12 protein-coding genes and 1 pseudogene are annotated in these 15,777 nt (G+C 58.6%); 9 read left to right on the forward strand and 4 right to left on the reverse strand.

Translation table 11 applies throughout. From position 1 onward, the window contains the following. Positions 1–19 precede the first annotated feature (19 nt). Positions 20–289: a PepSY domain-containing protein gene (locus ACRRSD_RS01255; RefSeq protein WP_435036772.1), complete on the reverse strand. Its 270-nt coding sequence runs from the start codon at positions 287–289 to the stop codon at positions 20–22. Positions 290–441: 152 nt separating this feature from the next. On the opposite strand from ACRRSD_RS01255, the gene ACRRSD_RS01260 reads away from it, so the two are divergent. Continuing rightward, a complete protein-coding gene (locus ACRRSD_RS01260) occupies positions 442–1,446 on the forward strand; it encodes a FecR family protein (RefSeq protein ID WP_435036773.1) in 1,005 nt (334 codons plus the stop codon). 56 nt (positions 1,447–1,502) lie between these two features. Here ACRRSD_RS01260 and pvdQ read toward each other — a convergent pair whose 3' ends face one another. Next, positions 1,503–3,848, reverse strand: a complete 2,346-nt coding sequence (gene pvdQ / locus ACRRSD_RS01265; RefSeq protein ID WP_435036774.1) for a bifunctional acylase PvdQ — start codon at positions 3,846–3,848, stop codon at positions 1,503–1,505. A 1,462-nt stretch (positions 3,849–5,310) separates the two neighbouring features. On the opposite strand from pvdQ, the gene ACRRSD_RS01270 reads away from it, so the two are divergent. Next, entirely contained in the window at positions 5,311–5,688 is a 378-nt protein-coding gene (locus ACRRSD_RS01270) for a fe2+ zn2+ uptake regulation protein (RefSeq protein WP_077572726.1), read from the forward strand. An 18-nt stretch (positions 5,689–5,706) separates the two neighbouring features. On the opposite strand, the gene ACRRSD_RS01275 is transcribed toward ACRRSD_RS01270, so the two are convergent. After that, complete coding sequence (locus ACRRSD_RS01275) at positions 5,707–5,895, reverse strand: hypothetical protein (protein WP_038363103.1); 189 nt, start codon at positions 5,893–5,895, stop codon at positions 5,707–5,709. A gap of 158 nt (positions 5,896–6,053) precedes the next feature. Between ACRRSD_RS01275 and ACRRSD_RS01280 the strand changes: the two genes are divergently transcribed. From ACRRSD_RS01280 to ACRRSD_RS01305, 6 genes are all read left to right on the forward strand, one after another. Beyond that, positions 6,054–6,194, forward strand: coding sequence for a hypothetical protein (locus ACRRSD_RS01280; RefSeq protein ID WP_008077622.1), 141 nt, complete (start codon positions 6,054–6,056; stop codon positions 6,192–6,194). 275 nt (positions 6,195–6,469) lie between these two features. Further along, complete coding sequence (locus ACRRSD_RS01285) at positions 6,470–7,714, forward strand: MFS transporter (RefSeq protein WP_435036775.1); 1,245 nt, start codon at positions 6,470–6,472, stop codon at positions 7,712–7,714. Positions 7,715–7,728: 14 nt separating this feature from the next. Beyond that, positions 7,729–8,859: an acyl-protein synthase gene (locus tag ACRRSD_RS01290; RefSeq protein WP_435036776.1), complete on the forward strand. Its 1,131-nt coding sequence runs from the start codon at positions 7,729–7,731 to the stop codon at positions 8,857–8,859. A 1-nt stretch (position 8,860) separates the two neighbouring features. Further along, a complete protein-coding gene (locus ACRRSD_RS01295; protein ID WP_435036777.1) occupies positions 8,861–11,257 on the forward strand; it encodes an aldehyde dehydrogenase family protein in 2,397 nt (798 codons plus the stop codon). Positions 11,258–11,299: 42 nt separating this feature from the next. Further along, complete coding sequence (locus ACRRSD_RS01300; protein ID WP_435036778.1) at positions 11,300–12,601, forward strand: phenylacetate--CoA ligase family protein; 1,302 nt, start codon at positions 11,300–11,302, stop codon at positions 12,599–12,601. Next, complete coding sequence (locus tag ACRRSD_RS01305; RefSeq protein ID WP_435036779.1) at positions 12,589–13,527, forward strand: GNAT family N-acetyltransferase; 939 nt, start codon at positions 12,589–12,591, stop codon at positions 13,525–13,527. Before ACRRSD_RS01300 ends, ACRRSD_RS01305 begins: the two co-directional genes overlap by 13 nt. 48 nt (positions 13,528–13,575) lie before the next feature. On the opposite strand, the gene ACRRSD_RS01310 is transcribed toward ACRRSD_RS01305, so the two are convergent. Beyond that, positions 13,576–14,103, reverse strand: coding sequence for a hypothetical protein (locus ACRRSD_RS01310; protein WP_435036780.1), 528 nt, complete (start codon positions 14,101–14,103; stop codon positions 13,576–13,578). Positions 14,104–14,482: 379 nt separating this feature from the next. On the opposite strand from ACRRSD_RS01310, the pseudogene ACRRSD_RS01315 reads away from it, so the two are divergent. Then, positions 14,483–15,613 (forward strand): annotated as a pseudogene (locus tag ACRRSD_RS01315) (HAMP domain-containing protein); the annotation flags it as partial. Positions 15,614–15,777: the final 164 nt, after the last annotated feature.

The following is a 15,777-nucleotide window of genomic DNA, read 5'->3' on the forward strand; positions in this document are numbered from 1 at the left end:
CAAGCAGCAATCGGGCTGGTTAATCCTTCTGATCCCGCAATACATTGCCCGACGCCCCGTCGATGCGGAACTCGTAGACAACGCCATCAGCCTTGCGCCCCTCACCTTTCCAGTAGCCGTCGTTGTTGGCCTCGATCTCATAGACCTCGACGTAACCGGCCTTGGTTTTCACGATCTCGATGGCTTTTTCGATGGTCACCCAACCTGCGCCTGGCCGATCGGCCAATGCTGCGCCGGCACTGAGCAAACCGGCAGTGGCAATCAGGGCTGCGAATGTCTTTTTGATCATTTTTTCACTCCATTTGTGGATATTGGTCATTGGCGTCCTGCTTTTTGGGTGCCTGAGCGAAAAATAAGTTCCACTTTGATGGGCAAATGCCATGACGGATGTTCTCGGTAACTTCCCGACAAGGTTAGAATGTGCGAAATCAGGACGAGTCAATGACCCAAGACACCCTCTCGGAAGCCGAATACGATGCGATCACCGATGCCGCCGCGCATTGGTGCATGCGTGTGCACGCCGCCGACTGCACGGACGAAGAGCGTCGCGCGTTCAAGCAATGGCACGACGCTCATCCCCTGCATGCGTTCGAGTATGAAGCCATGCTGGAAATCTGGGACGTAGCCGAACATCTGCCACGCCCCGAATTGCCCTCTGTCGTGACACAGCGCCCACCTTCTTCGCGCTTGTGGCGCCCATTCGCTATCGCTGCAGGTGTCTGTGCACTCGCACTGCCGTTGGCGGCTTATACCGGCTGGAATCTGGGCTGGCTGCCCAACAGCTACCAGCATTTCGCTGCCACCGATAATGTCCGACAGGTCACGTTGAGTGATGGCAGCCAGCTCGAACTGAACCTGAACACCGATCTGACCTTCAGCAATTACAAGGACGAACGCCGCGTTACCCTGAAAAAAGGTGAAGCGTTCTTCACGGTCAGCCACGACATGGCCCATCCGTTTGTCGTCCGCGCAGGCGAAGGCAATATTCGGGTGACGGGCACACGTTTCAATGTCTGGATGTACCAGGATCAAGTGCGGGTGAACCTGATCGAAGGTTCAGTACTGGTCACCAGCAATCGCTCATTGCCGGGCGACGGTTTGCGCCTCGGACCGTCAATGCAGGCGAGTTACAGGCAAGGCGACTACATGCCACAGATCAGCCAGACCTACCCAGGCGATACGTCACTGGCCTGGCGCCACGGCAAGCTGGTCCTGGACAATCTGGCACTGAGCGAAGCCCTGCCGCTGATCAACCGGTATCTGAGCAATCCGCTTGAGTTGGCCGACAACACGACCGGCTCGATTCGCGTCGGCGGTATCTACAACATCAAAGAACTGAATAATCTCGCCAACAGCCTGCCCAAGGTGCTGCCGGTGTACCTGTCCCGTAACAGGGAAGGTAACCCGGTCATCAACTCGATACCGCAACAGCCGCCAAAAAACTGAAAACCGCATCCCCTGCAGGATGCGGTTTTCAGGCTCGACACAAGCAACGCTCGGGTTTACTGCGCGGCAACTTTCCCCGCCTTGTCCAATGTCTCGCGAACAGTCTGCACCTGATACTGCGGGTCAGCCTGAATCTGCTGTTCGGTGAACGGCAACACACTCCACTGTTTCTTCGAGAACGCTTCGGTCTGATCCCGCGAATACTTCGACCCCGGATCGCTCGACAGCGAAAACGCCAGAAGCCCTTGCGCGTGCGGACCCTTTTCATCGAAGGTCACGACCTGCAGGTAGCTGGTACCGCTGACCACTTCGAGTTTGCCATCTTCACGCGGCACGCTCTGGATGGCGTTGTAGATGCCCAAAGTGCCAGGCCCACCATGAATCGGCGTTTGTTGCCCGCCACTGCTGACGACCTGGATATCACCCCAGCGGGTCTGCGGCTTCAGGCCCATTTTTGTGCTCAACTCGACCGACACCAACATGGCCTCACGCAGCGCCTTGGCCACCGCTGGTTGCTCGAATGCCAGGCCACGCGGAGTGTGTTGAGCATCTTTGGGATCGAACGCGACGCGCCAGACATCCGGCGAGGCCTGCAATGCCTGCATGATGTTCTGGAAATGCACCAGGCCCAGACCCGAATCCAGATTGGCCCGACCATCCCAGGCCTTGAGGCTGGCGCAAACCGGCTTCAGTGCCTGCGCATCAGCGCCAAGGTCAGCGGCACAGAACTTCAGCAGATCCGGCACAACCTGAGTCGCCAGATACACCTGATCGTCCATCACCATCTGTTGCAGATCCTTCACGGCCAACGGACCTTTTTTACCCAGCGTGCTCAAGCGATCCAGAGCGAAACGCGAGCGTAAGCCCAGCGGTTGACCTTCCTGACTGATCAGCGGCGAGAAACCGGTCAACGGTTGCGCCGGGTTGGTCAGCCATGCCGAGTCATTGGAATGCTGGACGAAGTCCTTGCGCAGCAGTTGCGGCAACTGGCTGGCGGCATAAATGCCCTTCTGCGCAGCTGCGGGGTCAATGTCCCACGCACAGGCGCTGTTGGAGCCATCCAGCACAATCATTTGTGTGCCGATACGCGGGTCGCTGCACTTGGCCAGTTTTTCGGCGTTGACGTTCGGCACCACTGAGAGGTTCATGTACAGCGTCTGGCCTTTGTCATCGACGGCCAGGGTGTTGACCCACGGAATACCCTGAATCTTGTGGACCGAATCCTGCAGTTGCGCGAGGGTGGACGCCTGATTCATCGCGTACCACTGATTCAGCACCCGATCATTGTCAATATTGGCGTCGCGCAGGCTGTAGGCGAACTGATTGTTCCAGTCGAGCTTGCCCGGCCATTGCACGATCGGGCCGAACTGCGAGCTGTAGACATCACGCGAGACTGGCACTACCTGCCCGTCGGCCTGTTTCACCTGCACGGTGACGGTCTGCTTGTTCAGCGGCAATGACTTGCCATCGAGCAGATAACGTGTGGAATCCTTCGGATCGAGTTGCAGACGATACAAGGTGAAGTGCTTCGATGAATCGACCGTGTGCGTCCAGGCCAGATGCTGATTGAAGCCGATGTTGATCATCGGCAAACCCGGCAAGGCGGCGCCCATCACATCGAGTTTGCCAGGGATGGTCAGGTGCATCTGATAGAAGCGCATACCGCCGACCCAAGGGAAATGCGGGTTGGCCAGCAACATCCCGCGCCCGTTGAACGAGCGCTCGCTGCCTACGGCAACGGCATTACTGCCACGATCAAGGGCAAAACGTTGCTGACGGGCATCGGCTAACTGATAGGCCTGCACGTCGTGTTCGATTCTGGCTGTCGCTTGCGGCGGTGTGGCGCCGGCCAAAGCCTCGGCGAACTGACCGACCCCACCCTCGACCAGCAAACGACGGGTCAGCTTCACCAGATCTTCTGGTGCGATGTCTCGCACCCACTCACCCTGACACTGTTGCGGCAAGCCTTGCGGGCGGCGCTCGGCCAGATAGCGGTTGTAGCCGGCGGCATAACCTTCGACCAGATCACGCACCTGGGCAGGTTGCGCCTGCCAGAATGCCTTCACCGCCTCGGGCGTGTTGAGCCAGGTAAAAAACACGTCGCTGACACGGTTTTCGCGTTGTTCGACGGTGAACTGATCCGGGCCGAAATAGCGTGAACGCTGGCCGTTGACCGTCACGATCTCGTTGGCCAACAGGCACAAGTTGTCCTGCGCATAGGCGTAGCCGATGCCAAACCCGAGCCCGCGCTCGTCCTGTGCACGAATGTGCGGCACCCCAAAAGCGGTGCGGCGAATATCGGCGCTGACATCAGTGGCCGGGCTGAACGCATGAGCTGAACAGCTCAGCCCGAAAACCACGCCGGCCAAGGTCAGTCCGGTTAACTGTCTGGAAATAATCACGCTCGCTCCTGTTCGACATGCCAAAGAGCGGATCTGACGCTGACGCGGATCCACCCTGGAAACACCCACGCGTCCACGCGCAATGAGCCTGTCGAAGGAACGAAACAAAAGAAAAAAATTTACCCCCATACACCCCGAAAAACCAGAAATCAAAAGCCCCTCACCCTGGCCCTCTCCCAGAGGGAGAAGGAACTGACTGCGGTGATTGGTAGAGCTACGCCGACGTGAAATACCGAGCCGTACTCAAAATCTGAAACAAATCAAAAGCCCCTCACTAACCCTCTCCCGGAGGGAGAAGGAACTGACCGCGGTGATTGGTAGAGCTACGCTGACGTGAAATACCGAGCCGCACTCAAAATCTGAAACAAATCAAAAGCCCCTCACCCTAACCCTCTCCCGGAGGGAGAAGGAACTGACCGCGGTGATTGGTAGAGCTACGCTGACGTGAAATACCGAGCCGCACTCAAATCTGAAACAAATCAAAAGCCCCTCACCCTAGCCCTCTCCCGGAGGGAGAAGGGACTGACTGCGGTGATTGGTTGATGTACGCCGATGTGAAATACCGAGCCGTACTCAAAATCTGAAACAAATCAAAAGCCCCTCACCCTAACCCTCTCCCGGAGGGAGAAGGAACTGACCGAGGTGATTGGTTGATGTACGCCGACGTGAAATACCGAGCCGTACTCAAAATCTGAAACAAATCAAAAGCCCCTCACCCTGGCCCTCTCCCGGAGGGAGAGGGAACTGACCGAGGTGATTGGTTGATGTACGCCGACGTGAAATACCGAGCCGTACTCAAATACAACAGCAAATCAAAAGCCCCTAACCCTAACCCTCTCCCGGAGGGAGAAGGAACTGACCGCGGTGATTGGTAGAGCTACGCCGACGTGAAATACCGAGCCGCACTCAACAAAAAAACAAATCAAAAGCCGCCGCCCGCATGCTCTTCCACCACTCAACAGGATGAGCGTTAGCTCGGCTGCAGCTCTTGATCTTGCCGTGCTGGCCCCTTCGGCAGGCTGAGTGGAGGGATTTATCCGGGGGTGGGAGCGCAGCGACCGTTTGGCGAAGCCAAATGCATCGAGAGGAGGTGCAGCGAAGCAAACCGTAGGCGATGCCCCCGGATAGATCCCGTAACGAAGGAACCCGAGCCACGGCGAGGGCCGAACGCCGGGGCCCAGACCTTTGGTTCCTTTGGGGCGTTTGCCAAAGGGACTCGCTGTAAGAGCGAAACCGCCAGCCGCACCACCAAAAAAAACGGATATACACCCAAAACCCCAAGAGCCTGGTCGGCCCAAAGGCCGCCAAGCCCACCCCAACCTCAACCCGAAATCACAAGAAAAAGACAAACCCCCAACAAAATTTCTACATCTTTTCTTTCATGATTTGTCGTGCTGATACGTCTTGTTTAGAGAGAGCAAAAAAACCCTTTCCCGATCAGGCTCTGAAAAGGAGTAATCGCATGTACAACTCGCAACTACCAACGGACGGTAGCCAGGCACCCAAAGGAGTTTCCATGAGCCCACACGCGAGCGATTTCGGGCAACGCGTCGAGCGTCACGGTAACGAACGCATCCGGTTGCTGCTGAAAAGTTTCGGGCTGCGCACCAGCCTGATTCGTCTGAAAGTCATCGACGCCCTGCTGGTCGCCGCACAAAGCGAGCGGCGTCTGGGCGTGCGCGGTGTCCACAGCCAATTGCTGGATCTGGATATTCCGCTGTCCTTTCTCAGTGTGCGTGAAGTGCTCAAGCGCCTGTGCGCCGAAGGTGTCATCACCTTCAATGAAGACAAGAGCTACAGCCTGCATCCACAGGCTGCGGCCGTCCTCAATAACGATTGAAGCGTACGGCAATCGCCGTCAAGGCTTGACCTTGCGGCGCATGACGCCGTTGATCACCACCACGATCACCGCCACACCGATGGCGACGAACTGGAACGTCTTCTCCGAAATCATGCCGGCGTTTTGCAGCCAGGACAGGCCGAGCATGATCGCCAGGACCGACACGGCGATCAGAATCGAATAAATCAAGCGTTGCTTGTGGGTCATTGCGGCTTCCTGAAACGATGAAATGTATCCGGTTTGTATCCGTTTGCATGCCATGCACTTACCCTTCTATGGGGATGTGCTGCTGCAATCGGGGTCTCATGTTACAGCCGATGAAGAGTTTTGGCTTCATGACGGCGTAACCATGAGGAATTTTCAAAATGCTGCGTCGAATCACCTGGCTGATTCCCGTTCTTGCCCTGCTGACCCTGAGTGGCTGCATCATCTTCCCCCACGGCGGCTGGCATGGCGATCACCATCGTTACTACCAGGGTGGCCCTGGGTATTACCAACATCGATAGAACAGGATTGTTCCTCCCACCCGCTTGCCAATGAACTAGCCGAGGCGGGAAACTCACCAGCCCGACCCACTTCAAACAAAGCCCGCCCTGTAGCGGGCTTTTCTGTTTTCGGCGCCAGCGTCTGCCACGCAGATGTAACGAGTGCCATGCGCAAAGTGCAAACAACTAAACAAGTTGCAAGTATTTGAAATTTAATGTCGCAGCAAAAAAGTAGGTCACGCGAGCCTCTGCAACTAGTCTCTGGAACTTCTTTCCACTCACCAACAGGGACGTTTATGCAGAGAACACTCATACCAATCGGGCCACTTCAAGTGCTCGGGTTTTGTTTGGCGATCAGCGCTTTTGAACTTCTGACTTACTTGGCCAGCGACTTGATCATGCCGGCCATGCTCACTGTTACAACAGAACTTCAAGCGGATGTGCGGCATGTTCCCAACGCCTTCAATCTTTATCTGCTGGGCGGTGTCTGCCTGCAATGGCTGATCGGACCGCTGTCCGATCAATGGGGTCGAAAGCGGGTATTGTTGATCGGTTGTGCATTGTTCGGTGTCGCCTGCGCGGGCGCCTTCGCCAGCCACAGCATTGAAGCCTTCAATCTGTTGCGACTGCTGCAAGGCATGGGTCTGGGTTTTGTTGTGGCAGTCAGTTATCCCGCCCTTCAAGAAGTGTTCTGCGAAGCAGATGCGGTGCGGTTGATGGCACTGCTCGGCAATATCGCCCTGCTGTCACCGTTGGTGGGGCCGCTGCTGGGCATCCTGCTCCTGCAATGGCTGTCCTGGCGTGAGCTGTTTCTCGGCCTGGGTCTTGCCGCATCGATGGTCTGGCTGGGGCTTTTCGCCTGCATGCCGGAAACCGTCGGGGTCGTACGTCGCGATGGACGCCTGCAACCGGCAGTGCGTTTTTCCTGGCGCCAGACCGGGCAGCGCTACCGCGTGCTGTTTGGCAATGGCCGGTTTCTCGCTGCAAGTCTCGCGCTGGGGCTGATGAGCCTGCCGTTGATCGCGTGGATCGGCCTGGCGCCATTGCTGCTGATGCAGTCGCTGGGGCTGCCGCCACTGGAATATGCCTTGTGGCAGATCCCGGTTTTCTCTGCCGTTATCGTCGGCAATCTGATCCTCGACCGTTTGCTGACCACGCACTCCTTACCCCGGCTGATTCGCTTGGCGCTCTGGCCGTTTTGCCTGGGACTTCTGGCGCTGATCGGCTGCGCACTGTCGGGCGCCGGTCTCGGCCCGGTGGTCGCGAGTCTGGCGCTGTATGCGGTAGGACTGGGCATGAGCAACGCCGCGCTGTATCGGCTGGCGCTGTTTGCCAGCGATGACAGCAAGGGCTTGGTCTCGGCGCTGGTCGGGATGATTTCGATTGCGACGATGGGCCTCGGCGGTTCGCTCATTGCCGCCATCGGTGGTGGCGCACGCCTCGAACTCTTTGCGCTCTACGCCGCCTTCAGCGGCCTGATGAGCCTGCCTCTGATACAGGGAATCTTGCAACGCAATCGTCCCGATTCCGCTTCTGCCTAACAAAGGAATATTGAATGAACCACTTCCCCGCCAGCGATGCGCTCTGCGCGTTGCCGCACCCCTATTGCCCGGATTCCGTGCCTGCCGGCCTGTTCAATCAGGCCATGGCCGAGATCAGTCGGTTTCATTGTCAGCACACCCCCGGCTATGAACATTGGTTAAACGCCAACGGCCTTAACGAGCAGGATCTGGACAGTCTCGATGACTGGTCGCAACTGCCGCCGATTCTGGCCAACTTCTTCAAACAGCAACTGCTGCTCAGCCCGACCGGAGAAAACGCTCTGGAACTGACATCGTCCGGTACCAGCGGCCAGAAAAGCCGCATGCGCTACGACCCACGCAGCCTGTCGAGCGCGCAGTTCATGGTCGAAAGGATCTTTAGCCACTACGGCTGGAATTCACCGGATACGCCGTGCAACTACCTGCTGCTGAGCTACGAGCCGCAAGGCGCGATCACGCTGGGGACGTCCTACACCGACCAGTTCCTCTGCCGCTTTGCCCCGGTCAATCGGGTCGTCTACGCCTTGCGCTGCAACGGCGACGGCCATCAGTTCGATGTGTTTGGCGTCATCGCTGCCCTGCAATCGTTTGCCGAAGAAGGCCTGCCGGTGCGCATTTTCGGTTTCCCGGCATTTCTCTGGCAGACCCTACAGCAGATGCAGGCCACCGGCGTGCCTGCGCTGCAACTGCCGGCCGATTCGCTGGTGTTTTTCGGTGGTGGCTGGAAAACCCGCGCCAGCGAGGAAATCCCCAAACAACAACTGTATGAGCGCATCGCCCGGCAACTGGGCATCGCAATGCCGCGATGCCGAGACGGCTATGGTGCGGTCGAGCACGCGGTGCCCTACATCGAATGTGCCCGGCATCATTTTCATGTTCCGGTTTATGCCAAGGCTTACGTGCGCAATCCGCGCGACTTTTCCGTCCAGCCCTACGGCCAGCAAGGCTTGCTGAGTTTCGTCTCGCCCTACATTTCATCCAGCCCGGCGCACGCGGTGGTGATGAGCGACCTGGCGACGCTGCATCCCGGCTCGAGTTGCGGCTGCGGCCTGGCCAGTGACTGGTTCGAACTGCACGGCCGCGCGGGCACTACCGCCGGCAGAAGCTGCGCGATGGCGGCATCTGAATTATTGGGGAGGCACTGATATGTACCTGATCAACGGAGAGCTGCACGCGGATCTCGATCTCGACACCGCACTGACGCTGCTGCATCAGACCCTGGCGCAACACCTGAGCACACCGCTGCAGCACGCCACCGTGCTGACCGCTGCGGCAAACCTTGCGCAGCAACTGCACAGCGTCGAGTTGCCGCTGGATAACGAGCAACGCCAGGCCTTGATCGACTTCTGTCAGCCTCAAGCTCTGCAAAACAAACTTGAACGCGAACTGGGTGATCACGCCGATTCCCTGCGCCGCTTCGATTGTCGGCAATCGCGTTTCGAGCGTTGGAGTCCCTTGGGTCTGGTGGTCCACATCACACCGGCCAACGCGCCATTGCTGGCGTGCTGCGCGATGATCGAAAGCCTCTTGGCCGGCAACCTCAATTGGTTGCGCCCCAGCCGCAGCGACCAAGGCCTGACCGCACGCCTGCTGCACGCATTGGTGCAAAGCGACCCCAGCGGTCAACTGCGCCATTACGTGGCGGTGCTACCGGTGGCGACTGCGCAAATCGGCCGCTTGTGCCAAATGGCCAATGGCGTATCGGCGTGGGGGGGCGAAGCCGCACTGCAAGCCATCCGCCAGCAGTTGCCGCCTGGATGTCGCTGGATCGACTGGGGCCACCGCGTCAGTTTTGCCTACCTGACGCCGGACGCCGCCACGCCGCAAACGCTGGAGGCGATAGTCGATGAGGTTTGCCGACTGGATCAACAAGCCTGTTCCAGCCCGCAGTGGTTATTGGTCGACAGCGACGAACCGGCCGTGCTGCACGAAATCGGCTCAGCACTGGCCACGGCGTTCGAGCGCCGTGCCGGGCAATGGCCGGCGCTGACCCCGACGGTTCAGGAAGCCAGCGAGATCACCAGCCACACGTTGATGACGCGTCTGGGTCAGAGCTTTTCCGCTGTGACAGCGCAAGTCTGGAGCGCGCCGGGCTGGCGCGTTGTCTGGAGCCATGATCAAGTGCTCGCGCCCTCGCCGTTGTTTCGCACGCTGTTGCTCAAGCCCCTGCCACGCGAGAACCTGGTCCAGACTCTACTGCCCTGGCGCAACGTATTGCAGAGTTGTGCACTGGTGTGTGCCGAACCGCAGATTGCTGAACTGTCGCGCACGCTGATTGCCGCGGGTGTCAGCCGAATTACGCCGGTCAACGCCATCCATGACGGCTACGACGGCGAACCCCACGACGGCGTTTACGCCCTGCAACGCCTGAGCCGGCGTGTCTCGGTCAGCCTCGCGCCAACGCAGTTGTCTACGCATATGACCCTCGACCAAGCGTCTTGCGTGCCGACGCTGTCGGGTCTGCCGATCACCGATAAAGCGGCGTTTATCGCACAGCCGACGACAGCGGCCGCGCAGCTGTTTTTCCGCTCCGGCGGCAGTAGCGGCACACCGGCGCTGGCGGGGTTCAGTTACCGCGACTTTCAACGCCAGATGCGCGCCGCCGCCGATGGCCTGTTTGCGGCAGGACTCGAGCCGGGTCGCGACAAGGTCATGAATCTGTTCTTCAGTGGCAGCTTGTACGGTGGTTTCTTCAGTTTTGCCAAAGTACTGGAACTGTTGGGCGCAACCCACCTGCCCATGGGCGCACCCGCCGACGATGACTACAGCGACATTGCTCAAGTGATCATCGAGCAGCGCGTCACCGTACTGATCGGCATGCCCAGCACCCTGCATCGATTGTTCCTCAACGAACAGCTGCGTCTGAGCCGTTACGGCGGCATTGAAAAAGTCTTTCTCGGCGGTGAACACATCAGTGATCAGTGCCGCGAGCTGTTGCAGCGCTGCGGCGTCGCCAGCATCCGCTCGGCGGTGTACGGCAGTGTCGATGGGGGGCCGTTCGGGCATGCCTGCGCAGCAACCGCTGATGGTGTGTTTCACCTGATGGAAGACATCCAGCATCTGGAAATCGTCGCACTGGAGCAGGACGTGCCGGTCGTCGGTGATGAAGTCGGCCGTTTGTTGTTCACCTCGAAAGCTCGCGAGGGTCAGCAGGTCCAGCGTTATGAAGTCGGCGACAGCGGTCGCTGGCTGCCAGGTGACTGCCCGTGCGGGCTGAGTTCGCCACGCTTCGAGCTGCTGCAACGGCACGGCAGATTGCTGCGTATCGGCAGCGATTTCATCTGCCTGAACGAACTCGCGCGGCACCTGCAAACCGCGTTTCAGCTGCACCTCGATCAAGCACCTGACGGCCTTGATCGTCTGCTGATTCGCAGCCCGGGCAACCCCGCCGACATCCTCGACCGCCTGCAAGGTTACTCGACGCTGGCCAATCTGCTGCGCAGCAGACTGCTCACGGTAGAAGCGCAAATCTGCCAACCGCAACAGTTCAGCAGAAACAAGCACAGCGGAAAGATTCCATCCGTCATCGATGCGCGCCGTTAAAACAGCTATTGCCCCACGGACATGACAATTAAAGAGAACTCCATGAACACAACACTTGAACTCAACCAATTGGTCACTTTTGCCAGAAAGCATTCAAAGTATTACGCCGGACATTTGCATAACGTTGCACCGCAAATCGCCGCACTGGATGAACTTCCGGTGACTGACCCACAACACTATTGGGCAAACAGCCAGAACTTCCAGGAATGGCCGGTGCTGACTTCTGCAGTCGAACGCGCATTGGTGTTCAAAACCGGCGGAACTACCAGCGCCGGAAAACTTTCGGTATTTACCCGCGAAGAATGGCAGGCACTTGTGCGGGACTTTGGCCACCATCTCGGTAATCAACTCAATCCCGGGGACCGGGTTGCCAACCTGTTCTTTGTCGGCGATCTGTATGCCAGTTTCATCTTTATCCACGATGCTCTGGCGCACGAAACAGCGGGTGTTACCGAATTCCCGTTCACCGGGGATGTGGCGAACGGAGTGTTGGCTGACGCTATCCGTCAGCACCGGATCAACGTACTGGCCGGGCTGCCTGCGCAATTGCTGACATTCGCCAGTGAGCTGGAGCGCCAGGCGCAAACCCTTGCCGAGGTTGAGACCCTGCTGTATGGCGGGGAAAGCCTGTTCGCCGGGCAATTGCAGATGTTGCGCCGGGTGTTCCCCAACGCGCGGATCGCATCCATAGGCTATGCCAGTGTCGACGCGGGGCTCATCGGCATCACGGGCCGCGACTGCGCCTTGGGCGAGCACCGCATGCTGCCCGATCACAGCGTGCTGGAAATCATTGATGAGCACACCGGCGAAGTGATTGAAGAATGCGACCGAACCGGGCGGTTGGTGATGACTAATCTCACCCGTCGGCTGATGCCGTTGATCCGTTACCCCGTGGGCGACCTCGCCTGTTGGCGAGAACCTGCCACGGCGCCCACGCGCAAGTTCGCCTTGATGGGTCGCAGCGCAAGCAGTCAGCGCGTGCGCGTGGGCACCCTGACGCTGATGATCGAAGACATCGCCGGGATGGTCCGGCGTGCCACTGGCAGTGAAGACTGGCAACTGGTCATCAGTCAGTCGGCGAACGTCGATATCTTGCGTCTGCAGTGGGTAGCCGATGCGCTGACGGCCGACACCGCACAGGCCAACTCAACCGTGCAGCGTGACTTGATCGAGCATTACCCGCTGATCGCGCAACTCAGCCTTGATCGGCGACTTGAATTGCAGGTTGCCCATTGCACACACGAAGAACTCGCTCGCCATCCGCGCTCCGGCAAACACCAACGCGTCGTCGACTTGCGCCGCTATGACACCTCGCGCCCGGAGCAATGCCCATGGACAACGTGACGCTGCGCAGTTATCGCCGTACCGACGCCGGTGCCATCAGCCGTCTCTTCCGGGAGATTTACGGTGACCATTACGTGCAACCGCACGTGTACTTGCCGTTGATGATCAACCAGAACCACGGCGATGGCAGCTGGCATTCATTGGTAGCGGAATCCGGCAAAAAAATCCTCGGCCACGCGACGTTGTGCAGAAACAGCGGATCGCACACGGCGGAACTGGCACTGAGCGTGGTGCACCCGTCGACACGCGGACAGAACATTGCCACGCAGTTAGGCACGCGGCTATTGATCCATGCCCAAGCGCTGGGTTGCCACGGTGTGAGCATCAAACAGGTGACGCAGCATGCCTACACCCAGCGCATGGCTGACCGGCTCGGCTTTTGCAGCACGGGACTGTTGCTCGACTATGTGCCCTCGCCGTTCGGCGAACCACTGCCCGAGTCCATCGTCATTGGCTTCATCCCGATCGATGGTTACCGGCGCCCGCTGCCAGCACTGCCCTGGCCGCAAAGCTGTCGCGATTTCATGGAACATTTGTCCGGGGTTTACGGGACACAGGAAAAACAACCGCTTTGGGTCGGGGCGCCCATGCATGTCGAACAATGTTCCGGGCGCTATGACGTGCTACTGAAAAAACTCGACGCCGGTTTGCTTGAACAGCTACGTCAACTGCCCGGGCATTGGATGATCTCGATCAGGCTCAGGCTGGCAACGGGTTTTGCCAGCGCCGTGGACAGCCTGTCGGCGATGGGCTTCATCTTCACCGGGATCGCCCCGAATGATCGTTGCGGAGGATGGTTGGCATTGTTTCATCGGGGTTATCGCCGTCGCGCCCTGGAGTTGCGTTGCCCGCACATCCAGCGCCTGCACGATCAGGCGCAACAGCAGATCGCAGCGCACGCCCGCGAGGCAGCGCCGCATACTTGAATCAAACAAGGGCCCGCTCACACGCTGAGCGGGCTACAACGCTCGAACTCAGGCCTTGGACTTGACGCCCTGATCGACAGGCTTGGCGACGTTGCCGTCACCGTAGGTCTTCAGGTTCTGCAGGACATAAATCGCTTTCTTGAACTCGGGAATCAGGTTCTTGCCGTAGGCGTTGCCATTGAGGCCATTGCTCTGGATCGCATCGAGCTGGGTCGCGAAATACTCCAGGGCGTTGAATTTGGCATCGATATCTTTGGTCACGCCGAAACGGTCGAACTTGTCACCCGCGTTCTTCAATGTAAAAGAAGTGATCTCGGAGATCAGCCCGCGGCTACGCAGTACCTCACTGAGATTGCCCAATTGTTTGACTGAAACGTTAGCCGGATCGAACCCCTTGATCGCCTTGCGCAAACCCTGCTTGTCCATTTCGGCAGTATTCAGCGCGGTGGGATCATTGCCGACCAGCGTCAACATCTGCTGCACCTTGACGCTCTGGGACACTTGTTTCTTTGCGCCGGTGTCGCGCACCAGTAGTCCAGCCTTGGCCTGCCAGCCGCCGACAATACCGATCGTCATGAAAAGACTCCCTGTGAAATGACCTGAAATATCCGTGTGAACGGCATTAATGGCCGCGAGTATCGGCGGGGGAACTGATGGCACCAACCTCTTTCTGCACTTTTTTACAATTCTTGTACATTCTCGATACAAAAGCTCAACGCCCCGCAATCACTGATCCAGAGCTGTCATCACAATGAAATGAAAATGGCTTTTTCTGCCAGTCGCAGGCGATGACCAGCGCTTGTGTATCGACGCCGATACCGACCAGTCATCGGCACTCAACCTTTTCAGCACGCAAGTACCTAAAGCTTCGCGGCGTAACGACGATACGTTGTGGATACCCGCACTGTTTTACTCCTGCCCCCTAATAAGAAACGCTGCTCAAGGACCGGTCTCCATGCCCGCATTCCGCACTATTCAGGCTCGCTACACGCTGTTTCTGGTTCTGTTCATCCTGCTGTTGTCGGTATTGACTGTGGTCGGCATCAGCCAACTGGTCGCGCCCAAGCTGCGCCATACCGAAGAACAAGTCGTCCTCAACCGCATCGCCGAAGTGGCCGAGCAGATTCAGGGCGAGTTGAACAAAGTGCAGGCGCAACAGCGCAGCATCACCCAGACCATCCCGCTGCTCGACAGCGCCGCCATCGACACGGTGCTGCCAGGCCTGGTTGATCAGTACGGCGAGTTGAAAGTGTTCGGCGGAGGGATCTGGCCGCTGCCGGGGCAGCGGGAGGCCGGGCGCAACAAATTCAGTACGTTCTGGCACCGCGATGCGTCGGGCAAACTGGCGGTGAACACGTTCTGGAACAGCGACGCGGCGCCCAATTATTACGACCAGAGCTGGCACAAGGGCGGCATGGCCACACCACGCGGCCAATGCGCCTGGGCGGCGGCATACAAAGATGACGCCAGCGCCGAGCCGCGCACCAACTGCGCCATGGCCATTCAGAAAAACGGTAATGCCTGGGGCGTGTCGACCATTGACGTCACCCTCGGCTTCTTCAACGATCTGGTAGCGCGCAAGGAAAAAGACCTCAACGCCGAAATGCTCATCGTTGAAGCCGATGGCAAGATCATCAGTAACAGCTCGCGCATCAGTGGCCAGATCGTGCTGAAGAACATCAGCGAACTGGCCGCCACATCGACCTTCGCCAGCCAGGTCAAAGCCGGGCTGCAGAATCGCGATCAGGCGCAGCGCATCGAGTTCGATAACAACGGCGAAGCCAGCACCTTCTTCATGCGGCCGATTGAAGGCACGCCGTGGTTCCTCGCCACTGCTCTGCCGACAAAAATGCTCACCGCCCAACGTGATGACGTCCTCAGTACCTTGAGCCTGTTGCAGATCCCGCTGGTGATCCTGCTGGTGCTGTTGCAGGTCTACGCGATTCGCCAGTTGGTGCAGCGCATGAAAGCGTTGAAAGCCAATATCGACTTGCTGTCCAGCGGCGATGCCGACCTGACCCGCCGCATCACCATCCGTGCCGAAGATGAACTCGGTGCCATCGGCCACTCGGTCAACACCTTCATCGCCTACCTGCAGAACATGATCGGCGAAGTCACCCAGGCCACCGGCGCCATGGCATCGAGCCTCGACAACCTGCAACGTACCTCGACGCACACCAGCCAGATCCTCCTGCGTCATGCTTCGGAAACCGATCAGACCGTCACAGCAATCACCGAGATGAGTTCGAC

Source organism: Pseudomonas neuropathica, from assembly GCF_051174785.1.
In the GTDB taxonomy this organism is placed as follows: domain Bacteria; phylum Pseudomonadota; class Gammaproteobacteria; order Pseudomonadales; family Pseudomonadaceae; genus Aquipseudomonas; species Aquipseudomonas neuropathica_A.

What these genes read in the sequence shown, in the direction of transcription:
- ACRRSD_RS01255 (WP_435036772.1), bottom strand. Translation starts at nt 289, where the DNA reads ATGATCAAAAAGACATTCGCAGCCCTGATTGCCACTGCCGGTTTGCTC.
- ACRRSD_RS01260 (WP_435036773.1), top strand. Translation starts at nt 442, where the DNA reads ATGACCCAAGACACCCTCTCGGAAGCCGAATACGATGCGATCACCGAT.
- ACRRSD_RS01270 (WP_077572726.1), top strand. Translation starts at nt 5,311, where the DNA reads ATGTACAACTCGCAACTACCAACGGACGGTAGCCAGGCACCCAAAGGA.
- ACRRSD_RS01275 (WP_038363103.1), bottom strand. Translation starts at nt 5,895, where the DNA reads ATGACCCACAAGCAACGCTTGATTTATTCGATTCTGATCGCCGTGTCG.
- ACRRSD_RS01280 (WP_008077622.1), top strand. Translation starts at nt 6,054, where the DNA reads ATGCTGCGTCGAATCACCTGGCTGATTCCCGTTCTTGCCCTGCTGACC.
- ACRRSD_RS01285 (WP_435036775.1), top strand. Translation starts at nt 6,470, where the DNA reads ATGCAGAGAACACTCATACCAATCGGGCCACTTCAAGTGCTCGGGTTT.
- ACRRSD_RS01290 (WP_435036776.1), top strand. Translation starts at nt 7,729, where the DNA reads ATGAACCACTTCCCCGCCAGCGATGCGCTCTGCGCGTTGCCGCACCCC.
- ACRRSD_RS01295 (WP_435036777.1), top strand. Translation starts at nt 8,861, where the DNA reads ATGTACCTGATCAACGGAGAGCTGCACGCGGATCTCGATCTCGACACC.
- ACRRSD_RS01300 (WP_435036778.1), top strand. Translation starts at nt 11,300, where the DNA reads ATGAACACAACACTTGAACTCAACCAATTGGTCACTTTTGCCAGAAAG.
- ACRRSD_RS01305 (WP_435036779.1), top strand. Translation starts at nt 12,589, where the DNA reads ATGGACAACGTGACGCTGCGCAGTTATCGCCGTACCGACGCCGGTGCC.
- ACRRSD_RS01310 (WP_435036780.1), bottom strand. Translation starts at nt 14,103, where the DNA reads ATGACGATCGGTATTGTCGGCGGCTGGCAGGCCAAGGCTGGACTACTG.